The organism is Andreprevotia chitinilytica DSM 18519 (assembly GCF_000711875.1).
GTDB lineage: Bacteria > Pseudomonadota > Gammaproteobacteria > Burkholderiales > Chitinibacteraceae > Andreprevotia > Andreprevotia chitinilytica.
The window spans coordinates 514,940-536,875 of the sequence record NZ_JONM01000002.1; the positions used below are offsets into that span (position 1 = coordinate 514,940).

Annotated in this window: 20 protein-coding genes and 1 tRNA gene; 18 read left to right on the forward strand and 3 right to left on the reverse strand. The window is 60.6% G+C overall.

Annotation, left to right across the window (positions count from 1 at the left end; genetic code table 11):
* Positions 1-76: 76 nt before the first annotated feature.
* From rpmI to BR41_RS05155, 7 genes are all read left to right on the forward strand, one after another.
* Positions 77-274, forward strand: a complete 198-nt coding sequence (rpmI, locus tag BR41_RS05125; RefSeq protein WP_035053495.1) for a 50S ribosomal protein L35 — start codon at positions 77-79, stop codon at positions 272-274.
* Between the two features lie 16 nt (positions 275-290).
* A complete protein-coding gene (rplT, locus tag BR41_RS05130) occupies positions 291-650 on the forward strand; it encodes a 50S ribosomal protein L20 (RefSeq protein WP_035053497.1) in 360 nt (119 codons plus the stop codon).
* 138 nt (positions 651-788) lie between these two features.
* Positions 789-1,784, forward strand: coding sequence for a phenylalanine--tRNA ligase subunit alpha (gene pheS, locus BR41_RS05135; RefSeq protein WP_035053813.1), 996 nt, complete (start codon positions 789-791; stop codon positions 1,782-1,784).
* Positions 1,785-1,799: 15 nt separating this feature from the next.
* A complete protein-coding gene (pheT, locus tag BR41_RS05140; RefSeq protein WP_035053499.1) occupies positions 1,800-4,154 on the forward strand; it encodes a phenylalanine--tRNA ligase subunit beta in 2,355 nt (784 codons plus the stop codon).
* Positions 4,155-4,176: 22 nt separating this feature from the next.
* Complete coding sequence (locus BR41_RS05145; RefSeq protein WP_035053501.1) at positions 4,177-4,494, forward strand: integration host factor subunit alpha; 318 nt, start codon at positions 4,177-4,179, stop codon at positions 4,492-4,494.
* Complete coding sequence (locus BR41_RS05150) at positions 4,460-4,819, forward strand: MerR family transcriptional regulator (RefSeq protein ID WP_051710178.1); 360 nt, start codon at positions 4,460-4,462, stop codon at positions 4,817-4,819. Before BR41_RS05145 ends, BR41_RS05150 begins: the two co-directional genes overlap by 35 nt.
* A 37-nt stretch (positions 4,820-4,856) precedes the next feature.
* Positions 4,857-4,933: transfer RNA gene (locus BR41_RS05155), tRNA-Pro, on the forward strand.
* Between the two features lie 72 nt (positions 4,934-5,005).
* Here the strand turns inward: BR41_RS05155 and BR41_RS05160 are convergent.
* The 3 genes from BR41_RS05160 to BR41_RS24015 form a co-directional block, all read right to left on the reverse strand.
* Positions 5,006-5,512: a DUF2165 family protein gene (locus BR41_RS05160; protein ID WP_035053504.1), complete on the reverse strand. Its 507-nt coding sequence runs from the start codon at positions 5,510-5,512 to the stop codon at positions 5,006-5,008.
* A gap of 290 nt (positions 5,513-5,802) precedes the next feature.
* Positions 5,803-8,901: an NAD-glutamate dehydrogenase domain-containing protein gene (locus tag BR41_RS05165; RefSeq protein WP_084186842.1), complete on the reverse strand. Its 3,099-nt coding sequence runs from the start codon at positions 8,899-8,901 to the stop codon at positions 5,803-5,805.
* 141 nt (positions 8,902-9,042) lie between these two features.
* Positions 9,043-9,435 carry a hypothetical protein gene (locus tag BR41_RS24015; protein WP_156970567.1) on the reverse strand — a complete coding sequence of 131 codons (393 nt, stop codon included), beginning with the start codon at positions 9,433-9,435 and terminating at the stop codon, positions 9,043-9,045.
* Here BR41_RS24015 and BR41_RS05170 point away from each other — a divergent pair.
* The 11 genes from BR41_RS05170 to astE all read left to right on the forward strand — a co-directional run bounded on the left by BR41_RS05170 (position 9,434) and on the right by astE (position 21,809).
* Positions 9,434-10,219 (forward strand): ABC transporter substrate-binding protein, encoded by a 786-nt coding sequence (locus BR41_RS05170; protein WP_035053506.1) that lies wholly within the window; start codon positions 9,434-9,436, stop codon positions 10,217-10,219. The genes BR41_RS24015 and BR41_RS05170 overlap by 2 nt on opposite strands.
* Positions 10,220-10,508: 289 nt before the next feature.
* Positions 10,509-11,198 carry an ABC transporter permease gene (locus BR41_RS05175; RefSeq protein ID WP_035053509.1) on the forward strand — a complete coding sequence of 230 codons (690 nt, stop codon included), beginning with the start codon at positions 10,509-10,511 and terminating at the stop codon, positions 11,196-11,198.
* Positions 11,195-11,908, forward strand: coding sequence for an ABC transporter permease (locus tag BR41_RS05180; protein ID WP_035053511.1), 714 nt, complete (start codon positions 11,195-11,197; stop codon positions 11,906-11,908). The genes BR41_RS05175 and BR41_RS05180 overlap by 4 nt, the downstream gene beginning before the upstream one ends.
* 194 nt (positions 11,909-12,102) lie before the next feature.
* Positions 12,103-12,870, forward strand: coding sequence for an ABC transporter ATP-binding protein (locus BR41_RS05185; RefSeq protein ID WP_035053513.1), 768 nt, complete (start codon positions 12,103-12,105; stop codon positions 12,868-12,870).
* A gap of 241 nt (positions 12,871-13,111) precedes the next feature.
* Complete coding sequence (locus tag BR41_RS05190) at positions 13,112-14,122, forward strand: GlxA family transcriptional regulator (protein ID WP_035053515.1); 1,011 nt, start codon at positions 13,112-13,114, stop codon at positions 14,120-14,122.
* A 298-nt stretch (positions 14,123-14,420) separates the two neighbouring features.
* Positions 14,421-15,650 (forward strand): aspartate aminotransferase family protein, encoded by a 1,230-nt coding sequence (locus BR41_RS05195; RefSeq protein WP_035053519.1) that lies wholly within the window; start codon positions 14,421-14,423, stop codon positions 15,648-15,650.
* 240 nt (positions 15,651-15,890) lie between these two features.
* Positions 15,891-16,931: an arginine/ornithine succinyltransferase subunit alpha gene (aruF, locus tag BR41_RS05200; RefSeq protein WP_035053521.1), complete on the forward strand. Its 1,041-nt coding sequence runs from the start codon at positions 15,891-15,893 to the stop codon at positions 16,929-16,931.
* Positions 16,928-17,959 carry an arginine N-succinyltransferase gene (gene astA, locus BR41_RS05205; RefSeq protein ID WP_035053523.1) on the forward strand — a complete coding sequence of 344 codons (1,032 nt, stop codon included), beginning with the start codon at positions 16,928-16,930 and terminating at the stop codon, positions 17,957-17,959. Before aruF ends, astA begins: the two co-directional genes overlap by 4 nt.
* Position 17,960: 1 nt before the next feature.
* The gene (gene astD, locus BR41_RS05210) at positions 17,961-19,448 is read left to right on the forward strand and encodes a succinylglutamate-semialdehyde dehydrogenase (RefSeq protein ID WP_035053526.1); all 1,488 of its coding nucleotides are present in this window, start codon (positions 17,961-17,963) and stop codon (positions 19,446-19,448) included.
* Entirely contained in the window at positions 19,448-20,812 is a 1,365-nt protein-coding gene (astB, locus tag BR41_RS05215) for an N-succinylarginine dihydrolase (RefSeq protein WP_035053527.1), read from the forward strand. The genes astD and astB overlap by 1 nt, the downstream gene beginning before the upstream one ends.
* Before the next feature lies 1 nt (position 20,813).
* Complete coding sequence (gene astE / locus BR41_RS05220) at positions 20,814-21,809, forward strand: succinylglutamate desuccinylase (RefSeq protein ID WP_035053529.1); 996 nt, start codon at positions 20,814-20,816, stop codon at positions 21,807-21,809.
* Positions 21,810-21,936 lie beyond the last annotated feature (127 nt).

Consider the following 21,936-nt stretch of genomic DNA (forward strand, 5'->3'; position numbering starts at 1 on the left):
GTGCCAGGCCCCTAAGTCCCTGAGGAAACCCCAAGGGGCGCCTGTCGCCGAAGCTAACATCGATAGGAGCATTTAAATGCCCAAGATGAAAACCAAGAGCGGCGCCGCCAAGCGTTTCAAGGTGCTCGGCTCTGGTGGCGTTAAGCGCGGTCACGCGTTCAAGCGTCACATCCTGACCAAGAAAACCACCAAGAACAAGCGCCAACTGCGCGGCACCAGCATGGTCGATCCGACCAATATGGGCCACGTACGTGCGATGTTGCCCTACGCGTAACTAAAGGAGAAGAAACATGCCTCGCGTTAAACGTGGTGTAACCGCCCGCGCTCGTCATAAGAAAGTTCTCGCCCTTGCCAAGGGCTACCGCGGTCGTCGTAAGAACGTATACCGCATAGCCAAGCAAGCGGTGATGAAGGCTGGTCAATATGCATATCGTGACCGTCGTCAAAGGAAGCGTCAGTTCCGTACTCTGTGGATTGCTCGTATCAACGCAGCATCCCGTGAGTGTGGCCTGGCATACAGCCGCTTCATGAACGGCCTGAAGAAGGCTGGTATTGAAGTTGACCGCAAGGTGCTGGCCGACCTGGCCGTGTTCGACAAGCCGGCTTTTGCCAAGTTTGTTGAGCAAGCCAAGGTAAGCCTCGCTGCCTGATCGGCAATGTGCTTGAAGAGGGAGGCGATCAGCCTCCCTTTTTTATTCATTGATTTTATTTGCTGAGAAGTGCGCCCCAAGCTGGTTTCAAGCCTGTTTGCGACGCAGTTTTCCTTTTTGATCCATTCGGGCCATCACATGGTTGCCAACGTACAAGCCATTCTCGACGAGGGGATCGCGGCGCTGAACGCGACGAACGATCCGCAAGAGCTGGAGAACGCCAAGGCGCGTTACACCGGCAAAGAGGGCGCAATTACCGCGCTGTTGAAACAACTTGGGACCTTGCCGCCGGAGGAAAAAAAGACCTTCGGTGCCACGGTTAATCAGGCCAAGCAAGCGTTTGAAGCTGCGCTCACCGCGCGCCGCGAAGCGCTCGCAGCTGAAAAGCTCGCCAAGCAACTTGCCGCCGAAGCGCTCGATATCACCTTGCCCGGTCGTGGCCGCCCAACTGGTGGTTTGCACCCAGTCACGTTGGTGCAGCAGCGAATCGAGAATCTGTTTCGCTCAATCGGTTTCGACGTGGCCGACGGCCCGGAAATCGAAAATGACTTCCACAACTTCGCCGCACTAAACATTCCACAAGATCACCCGGCACGGGCGATGCAGGATACCTTCTATGTTGAAGGCGGTGATGAGCCGTTAGTACTCCGCACGCACACCAGCCCGATCCAGGTGCGCTACATGCTGGGAAACCCACCGCCGATCAAGATCGTCGCGCCGGGGCGTGTTTTCCGTGTTGATTCCGATGCCACCCATTCGCCGATGTTCCATCAGATGGAAGGTCTGTGGGTGGAAGAGGGCGTGTCCTTCGCCGACCTGAAAAGCGTGGTGGTGGACTTCCTGCGCAACTTCTTCGAGCGGGACGATCTGCAAGTCCGTTTCCGCCCGTCCTTCTTCCCGTTCACAGAACCTTCTGCCGAGATCGATGTGCTTGGTGCTCGTGGCTGGCTGGAAGTCGGCGGTTGCGGCATGGTGCACCCGAATGTGCTCAAGAATGTCGGCATCGATCCGGAAAAATACACGGGCTTCGCTTTCGGGATTGGTTTGGACCGTTTCGCCATGTTGTATTACGGCGTGAACGATTTGCGGTTGTTCTTCGAAAACGACCTGTCCTTCCTCGGCCAATTCAAATAACCCGGAGCGCATCGCATGAAATTCTCTGAACAGTGGCTGCGCGCCTGGGTCAACCCGGCGCTGTCGTCTGATGAACTCGCCCATCTGTTGACGATGGCCGGGCTGGAAGTCGAAGAAAACGAAGCAGCTGCCCCTGCTTTTACCAATGTCTTTGTTGCCGAAGTGCTGAGCGTGACCAAGCACCCGGATGCGGATCGCCTTAACGTTTGCTCGGTGAACGTGGGCGAAGCCGAGGCGGTGCAGATTGTCTGCGGCGCGCCCAACGTCAAGCCGGGCATCCGCATTCCGTGCGCGCGCATTGGCGCTGTGTTGCCGGGGGACTTCAAGATCAAGCAAGCCAAGGTGCGCGGCGTTGAGTCGTTTGGCATGCTTTGCTCCGGTGACGAGTTGGGTATCCCTGATGGCGTCGATGGTCTGCTGGTATTGCCGACAGATGCGCCGGTCGGCGCGCCGATTCGTGACTACCTGCAGCTCGACGATCGCCTGCTCATGCTCAAGCTCACGCCGAACCGCACGGACTGCCTATCAATCAAAGGTATTGCGCGTGAAGTCGCTGCCTTGACTGGTACGGTGCAAAGCCCGGTCGCCATTGCCGCCGTGCAGCCAAAGAACGACGACGTACGCTCGGTAACGCTTGGTTCCACTGATGCTTGCCCGCGTTATGCCGGCCGCGTGATCCGCAATATCAATCAAGCTGCCACAACGCCAGATTGGATGAAGCAACGTCTGGCGCGCAGCGGTATCCGTTCGATTTCCGCGACCGTCGATGTGACCAACTACGTGCTGCTCGAACAGGGCCAGCCGATGCACGCCTTCGATCTGGCCAAACTGGATGGCGGCATCACGGCCCGCTATGCCAAGGCCGGCGAGACGATCAAGCTGCTGAACGACAAAGAACTCGCGCTCGAAGCCGACATGCTGGTGATTGCCGATGATAAAAAGCCGGTGGCTTTGGCTGGCATCATGGGCGGCGGCGATACCGGCGTGACCGAAGCGACCCGCGATATCTTCCTCGAGTCCGCGTTCTTTGCCCCCAATGTGATTGCCGGCAAGGCGCGTCGTTTGGGGTTCTCGTCCGATTCCAGTCATCGCTTCGAGCGCGGTGTTGATTTCGGCGCGTGCCGTGATGCACTTGAGCGCGCTACGCAATTGGTACTGGAAATTTGTGGCGGCGAAGCTGGCCCGGTGGTCGAGCAGATCGCCGAACTACCAGCCCGCAAGCCAGTGCTGCTGCGCGTATCGCGTGTTGCCAAGGTGTTGGGTGTAGCGTTGTCTGCCGATGAAATCGTCGCAATCCTGAATCGCCTCGGTCTGGCAACTGTTGTCTCTGGCGATGCCATCACGGTTACGCCACCGTCGTACCGCTTCGATATCGAAATCGAAGAAGACCTGATTGAAGAGGTTGCCCGCGTTTTTGGTTACGACAATGTGCCTGTTGCTGCATCCAACGCCAAGTTGTCCATGCTGCCGCAGTCGGGCAATGCCCGTGGCAAGGCAGCGCTGAAAGACATCCTCGTTGCCCGCGACTATCAAGAGGCGATCAACTACGCCTTCGTCGAAGAAAAGTGGGAAGCCGATTTCGCCGGCAATGCCGCGCCGATCAAGCTGATCAACCCGATTGCCAGCCAGATGAGCGTGATGCGCTCGACGTTGTTCGGCGGTCTGGTGAATGCCCTCAAGCACAATCTCAACCGCAAGCAGGAGCGGGTGCGGCTGTTCGAATTGGCCCGCGTGTTTCATGGTGTCGCCGCCGATGCACAGTCGGAAAAAATCGCCGGGCTCGCATGGGGCAGTCGTGAGCCGGAGCAGTGGGGGGCAGGCAAAGAGCGCGTGGATTTCTATGATGTGAAGGCTGATGTCGAAGCGCTGATCGCGCCCCGCATTGCCGAGTTCCGTCGTGCCAGCCATCCCGCATTGCATCCGGGGCGTTCGGCTGATGTCGTGCTTGGTGGCGTGGTGATTGGCGTGATCGGCGAACTGCATCCGAAGTGGGTGCAGCAATACGAATTGGGTAATGCGCCGGTGCTGTTCGAAATCGATGTCGCTGCCTTGTTGGCGGTGGATAAAGTCGAAGCGAAGGCGGTTTCGCGCTTCCAGCCGGTGCGCCGCGATTTGGCGCTAGTGGTCGACGAATACGTAGCCGTAGCCGAGTTGCTGAGTGTTTTTTCCGATGTCAAATCGCCCTTCATCACGGGTATCGAACTCTTCGATGTGTACCGTGGAAAGGGGGTCGACGAGGGGAAAAAGAGCCTTGCTTTCAAGGTGTTAATGCAAGATACTCACAAAACGCTTACGGACGAAGAAGTCGACGGCGTCGTGGCGAAGCTGATTCGCCAAGGGGAAAAATGCGGAGCGACCCTCCGTGCATAATATGCAGTTCGGGACTACAACAATGACGCTCACCAAGGCCGATCTGGCCGACCTGTTGTTCGATAAGGTCGGTCTGAACAAACGTGAAGCCAAAGACATGGTCGAGGCCTTTTTCGAAGAGATCCGCGGTTCCTTGCAAGAAGGCGACGTGGTCAAGCTCTCAGGCTTCGGCAATTTCCAACTGCGTGACAAGCCACAGCGCCCGGGTCGCAACCCGAAAACCGGCGAAGAGATTCCAATCTCTGCCCGCCGTGTGGTCACTTTCCACGCGAGCCAGAAACTCAAGGGACTCGTCGAGCTGCACTATGCAAAGCGCCAGCAACGTCGTACCGACCAGTGACCTGCCGCCGATTCCGGCCAAGCGCTACTTCACCATTGGCGAAGTGAGTGAGCTGTGTGGCGTAAAGCCACACGTGTTGCGCTACTGGGAGCAGGAGTTCACCCAACTCAAGCCGGTCAAGCGTCGGGGTAACCGGCGCTATTACCAGCACCATGAAGTGCTGCTGGTGCGCCGTATCCGCTCGCTGCTGTATGAGCAAGGTTTCACCATCAGCGGCGCGCGCAACCAGCTTGCGCATCTGGGTGAAAACGAAGTGAGCGCCGTGGCGACCAACGCGACTGTGCGTGAAGAACTACACGAATTGCTTAACTGGCTACAAGCCTAGCCGTGATGACAGAGAGTCGTTATAATCGCGTCTCTCTCGGAATGTAGCGCAGCCTGGTAGCGCACTTGCATGGGGTGCAAGGGGTCGCGAGTTCGAATCCCGCCATTCCGACCAATAGAGAAAAAGGGCCTGGATCATATGATCCAGGCCCTTTTTTCATGCCTGTTTTATATCAGCGCTTTTCCATCATTCCTTGTGCACGATCGCTGCAATCAAGACCAGAAAGCACGGCAGCGTATAGATCATGCCGCCCAGCTGCGTGGCCAGTGCGCCCTTGCTTTGCCATGCCAGAAACCAATCCCCCGCCACGACCATAAAACCCAAACCCCAAGCTGAAACAGCTGCCACGCAGCTGAGAATCAACGGAATCTTGGCGGAGGCAAACACCGGGTATTCAGCCTTGAGCGCCCGCGCCATCTTGATGATCGACCACAGCCCCAGCAACCCGGCCAGCGTTTCGGTCGCTGTGATCATCACCAAGCCGACCTGTGCGGCCCACGGGGCAGAAATGGCGCGCCACGTCTGTGCCGGGTTGCCGTAGGTATCGGTCATGGCCAGCATCGGTGCGACAGCGAACTTCGCCGTGCCTTCAAAGCCACTGACATTGTTCAGGAAGGAGAACAGCCCCCACAGCGTCGGGAACAGGGCCAGCACGATCAGGGCGAGGCGGATGGTCAGGTAGTAAGAGCGCATTGGCATCTCCGGTTGGGTCGGGAGGGGGAAACGAGAAAACCGGGCAGGACGGTTTGCCGGGCAGATTGGGCAACATGTTCAGCTGCCGACATCGTTTGCACGATACGCGACGTATTTATTACAGACAACGTCATGAATCTTGCCTGTGTGTCGCAAAGCGATATGCGGGCACGAACACTGGTGTTTGGAAGCCCGCGGAAATTCCCGCATTGGCGCGTTTGGTGTCGCATAAACAACAATGCCCTTGCCAGAGCCGGCAAGGGCGTTGTTATGCCAACTAGTCGCCCGGATCAGGCGCGGCCGTAGTACTGCAGTTCCTGTTGATGCCGCATGTCATCCAGCCGACCAACCGCGCCGAGGATGCCGGAGAGCTGTACCGCACCGCCCGTGCTCGCCGCAACGCAGAGCGCGTGCAGGGTATCCAGGGCGTTACGCCAACCCAGCTGTTGCACCGTGGCATCCACATCGCTTGCATCCGCTTGCGCCAACACACGCGCCGCCAGCAGCAAGTTGATCCGGTCCATCATTTTCAATGCCCATTGCGCAGCGCCCGGTTGGCCGGCTTGGTTCAGCACCATAGCCAAGTTGCCGGGGCTGGTCTGCTCGGATACTTGCCGGAGTACGACCAGCACGCGTGTTGCTGCGTGACCTTGTGCAATCAACGGCTGCGCTGCCGCGAGGGTTGCAAAGCGGCGACTGTGTGCCAGCAATTGCTCCGCCAAGGCGCTGCTGGTTGGGGTGACGTTGCTCATTGCACCCAAGGCCGGGCAGAGCGCTTGCCAGCTTGCTGCCGAGCAACTCTCCGGTACGGCGAGCAAGGCATCGACGGCAGCAGCCAGACCTTGCTCCAGCGCCGCATCAATCGCGTGGCGCTCGGCCCTTGGCAGGGTGGTCAGCAAGTGATCGTGCTGTTGCAGCCAAGCATCGAGATCTTGCGCAGCGTAGGCAAAGGCGAAGGCGTCGATGACTTGCACCAGCGATGCCTGACTGCGTGTGGTGACATCGTGAGCGAAGTGAATGCCAGCCCGGTCGACCAGTTCGTTGGCGAGGCGGGTGGCGATGATTTCAGCCGCCAGCGGATGGCGGTCGATGCCGAGTTCGCGCACGTCAGCGGGGAAATAGCGCTGCAGAAAGTAGCTATGCCATGGCATCACCGCTGGCTTGGCGGCCAGCCAGGCGGACTTGATCGCCATCTTGGCGTGCGCCAATACCACCGCCAGCTCCGGGTCGTACAAGCGACCAGCGTCGCGGGTGGCTAGCACGGCGTCGGTGGGCAGTTTCTCCAAAGCTCGGTCAAGACCGGCAGATGCTTCCAGCGAGCGCAGCAACGCGGCGGGATCGGCAATCAAGCCCGGCACATGGCGGTGACGCATCAAGCGACGTGCTTGGGCGCGGTTGGTAGCGAGTACCGCCTGTTCGACAGCGGGCGCCATGCGGGCCAGCAAGTCCGACGTGGCGCCAGTCGCCATACCCGCTTGCTGCAGCAGAATCTTCAGATTCACTTCGTGATCCGAGCAATCCACGCCGGCCGAGTTATCGACGGCATCGGTCAGCACCAGCACGCCTTGCGCGGCGAGTTCGATGCGGGCGGACTGGGTCAGGCCGAGATTGCCGCCTTCGACAACGACCCGACCCCGCACTTCGCTCGCATCCAGCCGCACGCGGTCGTTGGCGCGGTCGCGCACTTGTTCATGCGTTTCGCCGGCAGCTTTGAAATAGGTGCCAATGCCGCCGTTGTAAATTACGTCGACCTGCGTGGCCAGAATGGCGCGGATCAATGCATCCGGGCTCAGTTGGGTGTCGTTGATGCCCAGCGCTGCACGAACTTCTTCTGTCAGTGGAATGCTGCGCTCAGCACGCGACCAGATGCCGCCACCACTGGAAATCAGCGAGCGGTCATAGTCATCCCACGACGAGCGCGGCAGCGCGAATAGGCGTTGGCGTTCGGCATAGGCGCGGGCGGTGTCGGGTTTGGGGTCAATGAAGATATGGCGATGATCGAACGCCGCAATCAGCTGCAGGCGCGGCATCAGCAACATGCCGTTGCCAAACACGTCGCCGCTCATGTCGCCGATGCCGACGACGGTGAAGCTGTCACGGGTCCAGTCGATACCGGTTTCGGTAAAGCGGATCTTGGCCGTTTCCCATGCGCCCTTGGCAGTGATGCCGAGCTTCTTGTGGTCGTAACCGTTGGAGCCGCCGGAGGCGAACGCATCGCCCAGCCAGAAGCCACGCTCCAGCGATATCGCATTCGCCACGTCCGAGAAACTGGCGGTGCCCTTGTCGGCCGCGACCACCAGATACGGATCATCGCCGTCGTGCCGCGCCACATTGGCCGGATGCTGGACGCGGCCGTCGACGTAGTTGTCGGTCAGGTCCAGCAGCGCATTAATAAACAGCTGGTAGACTTCGACGCCTTCCTGCGCGATGCGCTCACGCGGCGCCTCGTGCGGCAGCAGCTTGCAGACGAAGCCGCCTTTCGCGCCGGTCGGCACGATCACGGCGTTCTTCACCAGCTGCGCTTTGACGAGGCCGAGTACTTCGGTGCGGTAATCCTCGCGTCGATCCGACCAGCGCAAGCCACCGCGTGATACCGGGCCGCCGCGCAGATGCACGCCCTCAAAGCGTTCGGAGAACACGAAAATTTCGCGATACGGGCGCGGCTTGGGCAGGAATTCCAGCGCTTGGGCATCGAGCTTGATTGCTAGATAGTCCGGCAGCGGGTCGGTGTGGTGATGCTGAAAGTAGTTGCTGCGCAGCGTTGCGCCGACCAATTGGCGCAGTTTTTCCAGCAGCTCGGCGGCATCGACATCGGTCAATGCGGCGATGGTGCGTTGCAGTTGCGTGAGCGCGATGGCTTCGGCATTGATGACTCGATCAGCGCTCGGATCAAGGCGGGCATTGTGATACGCCAGCCATTCGCGCACAGCGGCGGGTTGGCGGCGCAGGCAATCGGCCATATAGCGCAGGCTCATGTGCCAGCCGGCCTGGCGCAGATAACTCGCGTAGGCACGCACCAGCAGGATTTCATGCGCGTTGAGTTCGGCGATCACCGCCAGACCGTTCAGGCGGCCATCTTCGGCTTCCAGGCTGAACAGTCGGCCGAGGAAATCGGCGAAGGCCGCCGGGCTACCCAGCTGGGCCAGCCGTGCGCTCGATGCGCTGTCCAGCCACAGGCGCGAACGCGGGCTGCCGGTATCGCTATTCGTCTGGTGTTCCTGCCGCTCCACCGACAGGCCCATATTGTGCAAAGCCGGCAGCAATGCCGACAGGGCAGGGATGACGGGGCGGCGCTCGATGGCGATGGCAATGTCGGCATCTTGCTTGCACAAGGACACGGAAAGGGTCGGACGGGAGGACGGACTGGACTTCTGGGCTTCGGATTGCATGATCTCTGGCCGTTGGTGAAAGGTGGGGCCATTCTGGTGGGGCTATCCGGGCAATGCTGTCGAAAAGGCGACATTACGCTTGCCAGAAAGCGTCAAACGCGTGCGGGGGCAGCTGGCAAAACCCTGCTGGCTGTGTTGTGCTCACTTGCCGTACGGCCTTGTACTGTCTGCGTTCGCACGCCTTGCCAGCACCGCTACGCTGGTTTTTTTCAGCCACCCTGATGGGGAAAATCCTGATAAGGGGTGATCGGCATGCCGATTGGATGCCGCAATGCAGCACGAGATTTGCGCAACTAATTGTCGCTTTGCTGCAAGAACCGCTTTCCGCCCGTTCCTTAAGATGCCTCCACACCACATCGCGGGCTTTGGCAAAACCGGCGAGCGGATGAAGGCCAAGGAGGACAGCGCGCAAAAAACCGGAATGTACGTTTTGTACATGAGGATTTTGAGCACTGCCCGACGCAGGGATTCTTTCGCGCAGCCCGTTTTGCCCCAGCCGCAACAAGTGGTCCCCAGGTTCAGGAGATCGTTCATGAAAGCAATCAAGCACATTGCAGTTGCGTTGGCCTTCGCTTCGGCCGCCGCCCTCGCCCAGAGCGCAACCGAATTGCGGATCGGTGTCGAAGCCGAATACCCGCCATTTGAATCCAAGTCTGCGTCGGGCCAGCTGCAAGGCTTCGACATCGATGTCGGCAACGCCATCTGTAGCAAGATCAAGGTCAAGTGCGTGTGGGTCGAGAATTCGTTCGATGGCCTGATCCCGGCCCTGAAGGCGCGCAAGTTCGATGCCATCCACTCCGCCATGAACATCACCGAAGAGCGTGGCCGCACCATCGCCTTCTCCGATCCGATTTATTCCGTGCCGATGCAGCTGGTGGCCCGCAAAGGCAGCCCCATCACCCCGACTGTGGCCGCGCTGAAGGGCAAGCACGTTGGCGTGCTGCAAGGCTCGACCATGGAAACCTATGCCAAGGCGCGCTGGGCCGGCAGCGGTGTTGATGTTGCCTCCTACGCCGACCAAGAACAGGTCTACGCCGATCTGCAAGCCGGCCGCCTCGATGCTTCGCTGCAGGAGTCCCAGCAAGCCATCGCCGGCTTCCTCAGCCGCCCGGCTGGCAAGGACTTCGGCTTCGCCGGCCCGGCCGTGGAAGACGCCAAGATCATCGGCCCTGGCATCGGTATCGGCCTGCGCAAGAACGATGAAGCGCTGCGCAAGCAGATCAACCAGGCCATCGCCCAGCTCAAGGCCGATGGCACGCTGGAAGGCATCGCCCGCAAGTACTTCCAGGTGCCGGTGATCAGCAAGACTGCACCGTAACAGCGCTTCATAGGATGGGTTGAGTCGCAGGCGATACCCATCAGCAACATCGAACGGGTGCAGCGATGGGTATCGCTGCGCTCAACCCATCCTACGGGTTGCCTCAATTGATTTTGCGTTCCTGTCTCGCTGCCTCTGTATGCGAAGGCAGTCAGGCGCGTTCAAGAGCCGCTAGAAAAACCCAGCGCAGCGATCCTGGCTAGGCGCTCAGTCGAAGACAGTACGATAAGTACGGCGAGACTGAGCAACAACGCCAGGAGGGTTTTGCTAGTGGCTCCAAGGAGTTGTCATGTGGCTTGAAGGCTATGGCCCCCTCATCCTTGCCGGCACGTGGATGACCATCAAGCTGGCGTTGCTATCGCTGCTGGTCGCGGTCGTGATCGGTTTGCTTGGGGCGCTGGCAAAACTATCGCCCAACCGGCTGCTGCGTAATGTGGCGACCGGCTACACCACGCTGATCCGCGGCATTCCCGATCTGGTGTTGATGCTGCTGTTGTTCTACAGCATCCAGATCTGGCTGAACGAGCTGACCGACTGGCTGGGCTGGGAGCAGATCAGCATTGATCCGTTCTCCACTGGCGTGCTCACACTCGGCTTTATCTACGGTGCGTATTTCACCGAGACCTTTCGTGGCGCGTTTCAGTCGGTGCCGTCTGGCCAGCTCGAAGCGGGCTACGCCTACGGCATGACCGGGCCGCAAGTGTTCCGGCGCATCCTGTTCGGGCAGATGATGCGGTTCGCGCTGCCGGGCATCGGCAATAACTGGCAGGTGCTGGTGAAGGCGACTGCGCTGGTCTCCATCATTGGCCTGGCGGACGTGGTGAAGGTCACGCAGGAAGCCGGCAAAGGCACCTACAACATGTTCGGTTTCGTCTTGCTCGCGGCGCTCATCTATCTGGCGCTGACGACGGTCTCCAACCTCGTGCTGATGTGGCTGGAACGCCGCTACACCGCCGGCGTACGGAGCATGCCGCTATGATCGACATCCTCAACGAATACTGGAAAGCCTATCTGTTCTCGGATGGCACGCGCTGGTCCGGGCTGGTGGTCACGCTGTGGCTGCTCGCGATCTCGGTGGCCATCGGCTTCGTGATGGCGATCCCGCTGGCAGTGGCGCGGGTGTCGTCCAACAAATGGGTATCCCGCCCGGTCTGGCTGTACACCTACGTGTTTCGCGGCACGCCGCTGTATGTGCAATTGCTGCTGATCTATACCGGCATCTACAGCCTGAGTTTCGTGCGCTCTACCAGCCTTCTGGACGCGTTTTTCCGCGATGGCATGCACTGCGCCATCCTGGCCTTCGCACTCAATACCTGTGCTTATACGACCGAAATCTTCGCCGGGGCGATTCGCGCCACAGCACATGGCGAGGTCGAAGCGGCGCGGGCGTACGGCATGAGCAAGTTCACCCAATTCCGGCGCATCATCCTGCCCTCCGCATTGCGACGCGCTTTGCCGGGCTATAGCAACGAAGTGATCCTGATGTTGCATTGCACCTCGGTGGCTTTTACCGCCACTGTGCCGGATTTGTTGAAAGTCGCGCGGGACGTGAATTCCGCCACCTACCAATCATTCGAAGCCTTCGGGCTGGCGGCGCTGCTTTACCTCACCGTGTCGTTCGCGCTGGTGTGGGCGTTTCGCCAGGCGGAACGGAGGTGGCTGGCGTTTCAGCGGCCGTTGGGTAAGTAAGGATTTTTCTCCCCTCTCACACTTGTGGGAGAGGGGTCGGGGGAGAGGGCGCATGCCATGACCTGGGTCCTTCTCACCACCCTCTGCCTAGCCCTCGCTCTCCCGTGCAAGGCTTTTGCCTTGTTCAGGGACTGTGGGCGAGGGGAGGAAAGACGTTGAACCGGCGCTCTCAAGATCAAAGGCAGGAACAAGCAATGTGTACTTTAAGCATTCAGGACATCCACAAGCGTTACGGCAACCACGAAGTGCTCAAGGGCGTCTCGCTCGAAGCCAAGGCGGGCGACGTGATCAGCATCATCGGCTCCAGCGGCTCGGGCAAAAGCACCTTCCTGCGCTGCATCAATTTTCTGGAGCAACCCAACGCCGGCCAGATCCATATCGATGGTCAGGAAGTGCGCACCATCGCCGACAAGCAGGGCAGCCTGAAAGTGGCCGATCCGAAGCAGCTTCAGCGCATGCGCACCAAGCTGTCGATGGTGTTCCAGCACTTCAACCTGTGGTCGCACATGACGGTGCTGGAAAACATCATCGAAGCGCCGATGCATGTATTGAAAGTGCCGCGTGCCGAGGCAATCGAACGCGCCAAGCATTACCTGGAAAAAGTCGGCCTCGCGCCGGCAGTGGAAGGCAAATACCCGTCGCATATGTCCGGCGGCCAGCAGCAACGCGTAGCGATTGCCCGGGCGCTGGCGATGCGGCCGGAAGTCTTGCTGTTCGACGAGCCAACCTCTGCCCTTGATCCGGAGCTGGTTGGCGAAGTGTTGAAGGTGATGCAAAAGCTGGCCGAAGAGGGCCGCACCATGATCGTCGTCACCCACGAGATGGGCTTTGCCCGTAACGTTTCCAATCAGGTGATGTTCCTGCATCAAGGCCGTACCGAAGAATCCGGCACGCCGGACGAAGTGTTCGGCAACCCGCGCAGCGAGCGGCTGCGGCAGTTCTTGTCGGGCAATCACAAGTAAGTAGGTGTTTGGTGGAGTCAGCCGTCAAAATCGTTGGGATGACCATCCCCCCCTTCGCGGAAGGGGGGCTAGGGGGGATTTTGGTGGATGCTCAACTTGCGTGGGAAAGATCCGGTGCTGCCAGACTGATGATTGGTTGGCTTCTGCATCCGCAAGCTATTGTTTTACCCAAATCCCCCCTAGCCCCCCTTGCGCGAAGGGGGGGATTAAAAGTCTCCGCAAGTTCAGTGGGGGCTTCTCGATGACTGGCGAATCTGCTCCTGTTGCCACCACCACGATCCGCGTGGCCATCGTGCTGCTGCCGCCGTGTTCGCTGGTCGCGCTCAGCGGCATTCTCGATTGCCTGCGGCAAGCCAACGAGTTCGACGGCCGCTTGTTGTATCAATGGCAAATCCACACGTGGGACGGCACGCCGCTGCGCACCAGCAGTGGTATTGATATCCCGGCCGATGCCGCTTTCAGCGACCAGATCAACGCCGATTTGCTGCTGGTGTTGGCGGATGATTACCAACCCTTCACCGGCCACCCACTCTTCATCAGCACGCTCGCCCGCGCTGCCCGGCGCACGCGTCGGGTCGCCGGGATTCAGCAAGGTGTCTGGTGGCTGGCAGCCAGCGGCTTGCTCGATGGTTACCGCGCCAGCATCAACTGGGAATCCTTCGGCCCCTTCGCCGAAAAATTCGAGCGTGTGATCCCGACGCAAAACGTTTTTGAAATCGACCGCGACCGCGTCACCTGCGCCGGTGGCTTGGCGATGGTCGATCTGATGCTGGCCTTGATCGCGCAAGACCACGGTGCCGAACTGGCCGATCGCGTCGGCGAGTTGCTCATCGCCGGCCCGGCCCGCACCTCCACCGACCGGCAACGCATTCCCTACATCACCAGCCACGGCGAGCGTCACCCCAAGCTCAACGATGCGCTGCTGCTGATGGAATCCAATATCGAAGAACCGCTGACCACCGACGACATCGCCCGCCTGGTCGGTGTATCGCGTCGCCAGCTGGAACGGCTGTTCCGCCAATATCTCGACGCCATGCCGTCCAAGTACTACCTCGGCCTGCGTTTGATGAAGGCCCGCACCCAATTGCAGCGTACTGCCAAATCAGTGCTGCAGATCGGCCTCGCCTGCGGCTTCTCATCGGCGGCGCATTTCTCCAACGTCTATCGCGAACGCTTTGGCGTGACGCCGCGTGAAGAGCGGCGCAACTATATGGCGCGGGATGGGCGAGGGGAGGCGGGTGATCCGCAGTGATGTAGTTCCCCCCTTCCGCGAAGGGGGGCTAGGGGGGATTTCTGCGGCATCTCAAGTTGCCACGACGTCGAAATCCTCTGGCTGAGCGAATCAACGATTCGCACGCACACAATCCCCTAATGCCTGGACGAATCAAAGATTCGCACGGCAAAAAAGGGGGAGGTTAAAAACCAGCGATGCAGCAAGTTTCGTTATCGGTGGTTGGCTTGCGATAGTCCGCGTCGCGAAGACGCAAGAATGCCCCGGTCAGCGTTTCTAGAATGGCTACAACTCAACGTGTCTCACAGAGGTCTGCCAGATGAATCCGATTCAAGTCTCGCGTGCAACTTTCGATGAAGTGATGGTGCCGTTGTTCGCGCCGTCGCCGATGATCCCGGCCAAGGCGCTTGGCTCCCACATCTGGGATACCAACGGCAAGCAATACATCGACCTCTCCGGTGGTATCGCCGTGACCGCACTGGGGCATTCCCATCCAGAGTTGCTGAAGGTGTTCCACGCGCAGGGCGATGCGATCTGGCACGTCAGCAACGGTTTCACCAACGAGCCGGCGTTGCGGCTGGCAACCAAGCTGGTCGATGCCACCTTTGCCGACAAGGTGTTCTTCGCCAACTCCGGTGCAGAAGCAAATGAAGCCGCGCTCAAGCTGGCGCGCCGCGTGGCGTTTGATCGCGCCGGCAAGGACAAGGACGAAATCATCTCCTGCCTGCAGTCCTTCCACGGCCGCACGCTGTTTACCGTCAGCGTCGGCGGGCAACCGAAATACGCCGAAGGCTTCGGCCCGCTGCCGGGCGGTATTTCCCACATTCCGTACAACGATATCGATGCCGCCCGTGCGGCGATTTCCGACCGCACTTGCGCGGTGATCGTCGAGCCGATTCAAGGCGAGGGCGGCGTGATTCCGGCGCGTCGCGAATATCTGCAAGTGTTGCGCGAACTGTGCGACCAGCATGGCGCGTTGCTGATTTTTGATGAAGTGCAAACCGGCGTCGGCCGCAGCGGTTCGCTGTATGCCTATATGGAATACGGCGTGACGCCTGACATCCTCACCACTGCCAAGGCGCTGGGGAATGGTTTCCCGGTGGGGGCGATGCTGACCACCGCTGAAATTGCCAAGCATTTCTCGGTCGGTACCCACGGCACCACCTACGGTGGCAATCCGCTGGCTGCGGCGATTGCCGAAAAGGTCATCGATATCGTCAGCGATCCGGTCGTGCTGGCCGGCGTGCGGCAAAAGCATGATCGCTTCGTGGCGGGCCTGAAACGCATCAACGATAAATACGGCGTGTTCAAGGATATCCGCGGTGTCGGCCTGCTGTTGGGGGCGGAAGTTTCGGACGCTTTCAAGGGCAAGGCCAAGGAATTCACTACCTTGGGCATCAAGCACGGCGTGCTGACTCTGATCGCTGGCCCGAGCGTGGTGCGGTTTGCCCCGTCGCTGTTGATTCCGGATGCGGATATCGACGAAGGTTTGGCGCGGTTTGAGAAGGCGGTGGCGGAGATGGTTGCGACTGTGGCTGCGACTGCCTGAAGGTGAAAACCCAAGTCTTGAACCACAGAGAGCACAGAGAACACAGAGGTTCATAGAGAAAACCAAAACCGGTTGAGAGGAAATCTGTAGGAGCGAGCTTGCTCGCGATGGCAATGCATCAATTGAAGATGCAATCGCGAGCAAGCTCGCTCCTACAAAAACAGCGTCTCTCCCACTTGTCTTGCTCTGTGCTTTCTGTGGTTCAAGATTTTGATTTGCTGTTAACAAGGACCAGACACCATGCTTTACGTCAGGCCAGCCAGGCTTTCCGACCTGGATCAACTGGAAGCGATGGCCCGTGCGGCGCAGCCGATGCTGCATTCGCTGCCGCCCGATCGCCAGGCGCTCGAATCGCGTGTTGCGCTGTCGCAAGACTCCTTCCGCGCTGATGTCGATACACCGGGCGAAGAATTCTATTTGTTCGTGATGGAAGAGTCGGACACCGGCCGTTTGCATGGCACCGCCAGCATCGTCGCCTGTGCCGGTTATTCCGCGCCGTTCTATGCCTTCCGCAACGATGCGCTGATCCATGCCTCGCATGAGCTCAAGGTCAATCGCAAGGTGCATGCGCTGACCATGTCGCACCAGCTCACCGGCAAGAGTCGGCTGTCTGGCTATTACATCGACCCGAAACTGGCCGATGGCGTGGCGGCGCGGTTGTTGTCACGTGCCCGGCTGATGTTCATCGCCCAGCATCGCCAACGCTTTGCGCCAGAGATTTTTACCGGTCTGCTGGGCGTGACCGACGAGCACGGCACATCGCCCTTCTGGGAGGCGGTTGGCAAGAAGTTCTTCCAGCGCGATTTCGCCGAAGTCGAACTGGCATCGGGTGGACGCAGCCGCACCTTCATCGCCGAGATCATGCCGAACTACCCGCTCTACGTGCCGCTGTTGCCACCAAGCGCGCAGCGCGTGCTGGGTGAGCCGCACCCCAAGGCCGAACTGACTTACGAGCTGCATCTGGAAGAAGGCTTCGAGCCGGATGCCTTCGTCGACATCTTTGATGCCGGCCCGATCCTGCTGGCCTCGGTGGACATGTGCCAGAGCGTGCGGCGCAGCAAGCGGCGGGCGGCGGTGCGGATGGATGGTGCTGTCGGATCAGCGGAAACCTATCTGATCGCCAACACGCAAACGGCTGATTTCCGCTGTGCACTGGCAGACCTGCCGTCCGCGTGGTCGAACGAAACGCCGCTGGCCAATGCCGTGGCGGATGTACTGGAACTGGCCAATGGTGACGAAATCCGCTGTGTCCCGCTTGAACTGGAAGGAGCGCTGCGATGATTGTCGTCCGTAGTGTCCGCATGGCTGATCTGGATGCCCTGTTCGAGCTGGCGAAACACGCTGGCGAGGGTATGACGACCTTCAAGCCGGATCGTCCGGCGCTCACCGCCCGCATCGAGCGCACCTTGCGCACGGTGGCGGGTACTGCGCCGTTGGCCGAGCAAGGCTTTCTGTTCGTGATGGAAGACACCGCCACGCAGCAGGTGGTCGGCGTGGCCGGGCTGGAAGTCGCCGTCGGCCTCACCCAACCGTTCTACAACTACCGCCTTGGCACCACTGTGCACGCCAGCCGCGAGCTGGATGTGTGGACCAAAATGACGCTGCTGTATATGTCGCACGATCTGACTGGTTACGCCGAGCTGTGCTCGCTGTTCCTCGATCCGGCGGCGCGGGTGCCGGGCAATGGCGCGTTGCTGTCGAAATCCCGCTTCATGTTCTTGGCGCAATTCCCGGAGCGCTTCCCGGCGCGCATTTGTGCCGAGATGCGTGGTCATTTCGATGAAAACGGTGAGTCGCCGTTCTGGAACGAAGTCGGCGCGCATTTCTACCAGATCGGTTTCGACGATGCCGATTACCTCAGTGCGCACGGCAAGAAGTCCTTCCTGGCCGAGCTGATGCCGCGTAATCCGGTTTACGTCAACCTGTTGCCGGAAGCGGCACAGCAAGTCATCGGCAAGACCCACAAGGACACCCAGCCGGCGCGGGCGCTGCTCGAATCGGAAGGCATGCGCTTTGAAAACCATGTCGACATTTTCGATGCCGGCCCGGTGTTGGAATCGCACATCGACACCATCCGCGCTGTGCGCGATGGCTTGCTGGTGCAGGTGACGCTGGATGACGCCGCCGCAACCGACGGTGTTCGCCATATGGTCTCCAATACTTCCGCCGATGATTTCCGCGTGATCGTCGTGGCGCGTGCGCCGCAAGGCGATGTATTGCCGCTGACCTGCGAAGAAGCACAGACACTCAACATCGCAGCTGGCGCTACCGTGCGCGCGCTGCCGCTTTATCCGAAAGAGAGGAAATAAGATGTCCCGGCTATTTATCGACAACACGTGGGTTGACGGCCAAGGCGCTGAATTCGCCTCCATCGACCCGGCAACAGGCAACCCTGTGTGGCGCGGCCGCGCGGCGACGACGGCAGACGTCGACGCTGCGGTTCGCGCCGCACGCCACGCCTTCGCCGGCTGGGCACGCACGCCGCTGGAATTCCGCATCGCCATCGTGCGCCGCTTTGCCGAACTGGTAACGCAGAACAAGGAAGAGCTGGCCCGCACCATCGGCCGCGAAACCGGCAAGCCGCTGTGGGAAGCCCGCCAGGAAGCCGCCGCGATGGCTGCCAAGGTGGAGATTTCCATCACCGCCTACGGCGAGCGTACCGGTGAGCGCCGCTCCAGCGTCGCTGATGGCACGGCCGTTTTGCGCCATCGCCCGCATGGCGTGGTCGCCGTGTTCGGCCCGTATAACTTCCCCGGTCATTTGCCCAACGGTCATATCGTGCCGGCGCTGATTGCCGGCAATGCCGTGGTGTTCAAGCCATCCGAACTCGCGCCGCAAGTGGCACAACTGACAGTCGAATTGTGGCAACAGGCCGGCCTGCCAGCGGGCGTGCTCAATCTGGTGCAAGGCGAGCGCGACACGGGCGTGGCCTTGGCGGGGCATGCCGGTATCGATGGCCTGTTCTTTACCGGTAGCTCGGCTACCGGCAACCTGTTGCATCGCCAGTTTGGCGGCCGGCCGGAGATCGTGCTGGCGCTGGAAATGGGCGGCAACAATCCGCTGGTAGTGGCAGAAACCGCGCAACTGGATGCCGCCGTGCATCACGCCATCCAGTCAGCCTTCCTGTCTGCCGGCCAGCGCTGCACCTGCGCCCGCCGCCTATTCGTGCCGAACACGCCGTTTGGTGACCGCTTCATTGCTCGCTTTGTTGAAGTGAGCAAGCGCATTCGTGTTGGCCATTTTGATGATGCTGATCAACCCTTCATGGGTCCGGTGGTATCGGCGCAAGCCGCCGCCAAGCTGGTCGAAGCGCAAGCCAAATTGCTGGCCTTGGGGGCGGAGCCACTGCTCAAGCTCACGCAACTCGATCCGGCGCTGGGCTTTGTCACGCCGGGGATTCTGGATGTGACCCGCGTGCAGGATGCGCCGGACGAGGAGTATTTCGGCCCGCTGGTGCAACTGGTGCGCTATGACGACTTCGACGCCGCCATCGATGGCGCGAACAAGACTGCCTATGGCTTGTCGGCTGGCCTGCTGGCTGATGACCCCGCACTGTGGGAAGCCTTCACCTACGGCATCCGCGCTGGTGTGGTGAACTGGAATCGCCCCACCAATGGCGCGTCGTCCGGTGCGCCGTTCGGTGGTGTCGGCCGCTCCGGCAATCACCGCCCGAGTGCTTATTACGCAGCGGATTACAGCGCCTATCCGATGGCATCGGTCGAATCCGAATCTCTTTCCTTGCCGGCTGCTTTGTCGCCGGGCCTTGATTTTGCTGCTGAGCAACCGGGAGCGATGTAATGAGCGCACGTGAAGCGAATTTCGACGGGCTGGTCGGCCCGACGCATAACTATTCCGGCCTGTCGTTCGGCAACGTGGCCTCGCAAAGCAACGCGGCCAGCATCGCCAACCCCAAGGCCGCCGCCAAGCAGGGCCTGCGCAAGATGAAATCGCTGGCCGAGCTGGGTTTCCTGCAAGGCGTGTTGCCGCCGCAAGAGCGGCCGTCGATGCGCCTGTTGCGCTCGCTTGGGTTTACCGGTTCCGATCACGACATGATCCGCGCTGCGGCGGCGCAGGAGCCGGCGTTGCTGGCGGCAGCGAGTTCGGCGTCATCGATGTGGGTAGCCAACGCGGCCACGGTCAGCCCGTCGCCGGATACTGGCGATGGTCGTGTTCATTTCACACCGGCCAGCTTGTCCAACAAGTTGCATCGCGCCATTGAAGCCCCGACCACCGGTCGCGTGCTGCAAGCGATTTTCCGTGATGATCGCCATTTTGCCTTTCATGCGCCGCTGCTCGGTACGCCGGCATTGGGCGATGAAGGCGCAGCCAATCACACCCGCTTCTGCGCCGATTACGGCATGGCTGGCGTGGAGTTCTTTGTCTACGGTCGCAGCGAATATCGCGGTGATGTTGCGCCCAAGCGCTTCCCGGCGCGGCAAACTCGCGAAGCCAGCGCGGCGGTCGCTCGTCTGCACGGCCTGCGTGCCAACGCGACGGTGTATGCGCAGCAACACCCGGATGCCATCGATGCCGGCGTGTTCCACAACGATGTGATCGCCGTCGGCAATCGCGATGTACTGTTCTGCCACCAAGGCGCCTTTCTGGATCAGCGCGGCACTTACGATGCCTTGAGCACGGCGCTGGCGCAGCATGGCGCGGATTTGCGCATCGTCGAAGTACCGGCGGAGCTGGTCAGTGTGCAGGATGCTGTGTCGTCCTACCTGTTCAACAGCCAGCTGCTGACCCGTGCCGATGGCGGCACTTTGCTGGTGGTGCCGCAGGAATGTCGCGACAACGCCCGCGTGTCGGCTTATCTGGATCAACTCATTGCCCAAAAAGGCCCGATCGATCAGGTGCTGGTGTTCGACTTGCGCGAAAGCATGCGCAACGGCGGCGGCCCGGCTTGCCTGCGCTTGCGTGTGGCACTCACTGAAGCCGAAGCTGCGGCGGTGAACCCGGCAACCTGGATCAACGACGCAAGCTTTGCCCAGCTGGATGCGTGGATCGACCGCCATTATCGCGACCGCCTGAGCGACGCCGATCTGGCCGATCCGAAGCTGCTCGACGAATGCCGCACCGCGCTGGACGAGCTGACCGGCATCCTCAAACTGGGTTCGGTCTACGACTTCCAGCAGGACGGCCAGCCGGCCAAGGCGGCTTGAGGTGCCGGAGGCATTGCTTGCCGATTTCCTCGCCTTCACCTTGGCGGGTGAAGCGCCAGCGGTAACAGCGGGCGAAGCTGCCGTCGGTGTGCAATGGCGTTGGCTGGGGGCTGGCTTGCTAGCGCTGGCTCCCGCTGCACTTGCCGACGATGCACCGCGCATCGTGTTGTCTGCTGGTGTGCATGGCGATGAAACTGCGCCGGTCGAATTGCTGAATGTGCTGGCGCAGGATATTGCGGCTGGCAAAGCGGCGCTTCAGGCGCACTTGCTGATCGTGTTGGGTAATGTGGCGGCGATGCAGGCGGGTTGTCGTTATCTGGATGACGATCTCAATCGCTTGTTCGGTGGCGTGCATCTCAGTGTGCCGAATAGCACCGAAGCAGGCAGGGCGGCGGAGTTGGAAGCGTGCGTAGCACGCTTTTTTGAAGCCGGCCCCGGTGCGCGTTGGCATCTGGATTTGCACACCGCCATCCGGCCATCGGTGTTTGAGCGTTTCGCTTTATTACCGCAACGTGAGGCGGCGTATGGCGCAGACGTGTTCGCGTGGCTCGGCGCATTCGGCATCGAGGCGGTGTTGATGCACCGCACTGGTTCGGCCACGTTCTCGCACTACTGTAGCCACGCGCACGGTGCGCTGGCCTGCACGCTGGAGCTGGGCAAGGTGATGCCATTTGGTCAGAACGATCTGAGTCGTTTTGCCGCTGCGGCGAGTGGCTTGCGGCGGTTGATCGCCGGTGCAGCGCCAGCAGACGGAACCACACCGCCGCGCTGTTTTGATGTAGTTGGCCAGCTCGACAAGCGTAGCGATGCGTTCAAATTGCTGATCGGCGATGACGTCGCCAACTTCACGCCCTATGCCCAAGGCACGCCGATTGCCCGCGATGGCGAGCAGGTCTGGACAGTGCAACACGCCGAGGAACGCATCGTGTTCCCGAATGCGAAGGTCAAGGTCGGGTTGCGGGCGGGATTGCTAGTGGCGGAGTTGCCGGTGGTTTGAAGTTCACGTAGCCCGGACGGCTTGCCAGCCGGGGGCTCCGTCCGCAAGAGCCACCCCGGCCGGCAAGCCGTCCGGGCTACGGTGATGGATACGTACCACGTAGGGTGGGTTAGCCTCATTAGAGGCG

Coding starts and splice junctions, on each gene's coding strand:
- rpmI (WP_035053495.1), top strand. CDS start 77: ATGCCCAAGATGAAAACCAAGAGCGGCGCCGCCAAGCGTTTCAAGGTG.
- rplT (WP_035053497.1), top strand. CDS start 291: ATGCCTCGCGTTAAACGTGGTGTAACCGCCCGCGCTCGTCATAAGAAA.
- pheS (WP_035053813.1), top strand. CDS start 789: ATGGTTGCCAACGTACAAGCCATTCTCGACGAGGGGATCGCGGCGCTG.
- pheT (WP_035053499.1), top strand. CDS start 1,800: ATGAAATTCTCTGAACAGTGGCTGCGCGCCTGGGTCAACCCGGCGCTG.
- BR41_RS05145 (WP_035053501.1), top strand. CDS start 4,177: ATGACGCTCACCAAGGCCGATCTGGCCGACCTGTTGTTCGATAAGGTC.
- BR41_RS05150 (WP_051710178.1), top strand. CDS start 4,460: ATGCAAAGCGCCAGCAACGTCGTACCGACCAGTGACCTGCCGCCGATT.
- BR41_RS05160 (WP_035053504.1), bottom strand. CDS start 5,512: ATGCGCTCTTACTACCTGACCATCCGCCTCGCCCTGATCGTGCTGGCC.
- BR41_RS05165 (WP_084186842.1), bottom strand. CDS start 8,901: ATGCAATCCGAAGCCCAGAAGTCCAGTCCGTCCTCCCGTCCGACCCTT.
- BR41_RS05170 (WP_035053506.1), top strand. CDS start 9,434: ATGAAAGCAATCAAGCACATTGCAGTTGCGTTGGCCTTCGCTTCGGCC.
- BR41_RS24015 (WP_156970567.1), bottom strand. CDS start 9,435: ATGAACGATCTCCTGAACCTGGGGACCACTTGTTGCGGCTGGGGCAAA.
- BR41_RS05175 (WP_035053509.1), top strand. CDS start 10,509: ATGTGGCTTGAAGGCTATGGCCCCCTCATCCTTGCCGGCACGTGGATG.
- BR41_RS05180 (WP_035053511.1), top strand. CDS start 11,195: ATGATCGACATCCTCAACGAATACTGGAAAGCCTATCTGTTCTCGGAT.
- BR41_RS05185 (WP_035053513.1), top strand. CDS start 12,103: ATGTGTACTTTAAGCATTCAGGACATCCACAAGCGTTACGGCAACCAC.
- BR41_RS05190 (WP_035053515.1), top strand. CDS start 13,112: ATGACTGGCGAATCTGCTCCTGTTGCCACCACCACGATCCGCGTGGCC.
- BR41_RS05195 (WP_035053519.1), top strand. CDS start 14,421: ATGAATCCGATTCAAGTCTCGCGTGCAACTTTCGATGAAGTGATGGTG.
- aruF (WP_035053521.1), top strand. CDS start 15,891: ATGCTTTACGTCAGGCCAGCCAGGCTTTCCGACCTGGATCAACTGGAA.
- astA (WP_035053523.1), top strand. CDS start 16,928: ATGATTGTCGTCCGTAGTGTCCGCATGGCTGATCTGGATGCCCTGTTC.
- astD (WP_035053526.1), top strand. CDS start 17,961: ATGTCCCGGCTATTTATCGACAACACGTGGGTTGACGGCCAAGGCGCT.
- astB (WP_035053527.1), top strand. CDS start 19,448: ATGAGCGCACGTGAAGCGAATTTCGACGGGCTGGTCGGCCCGACGCAT.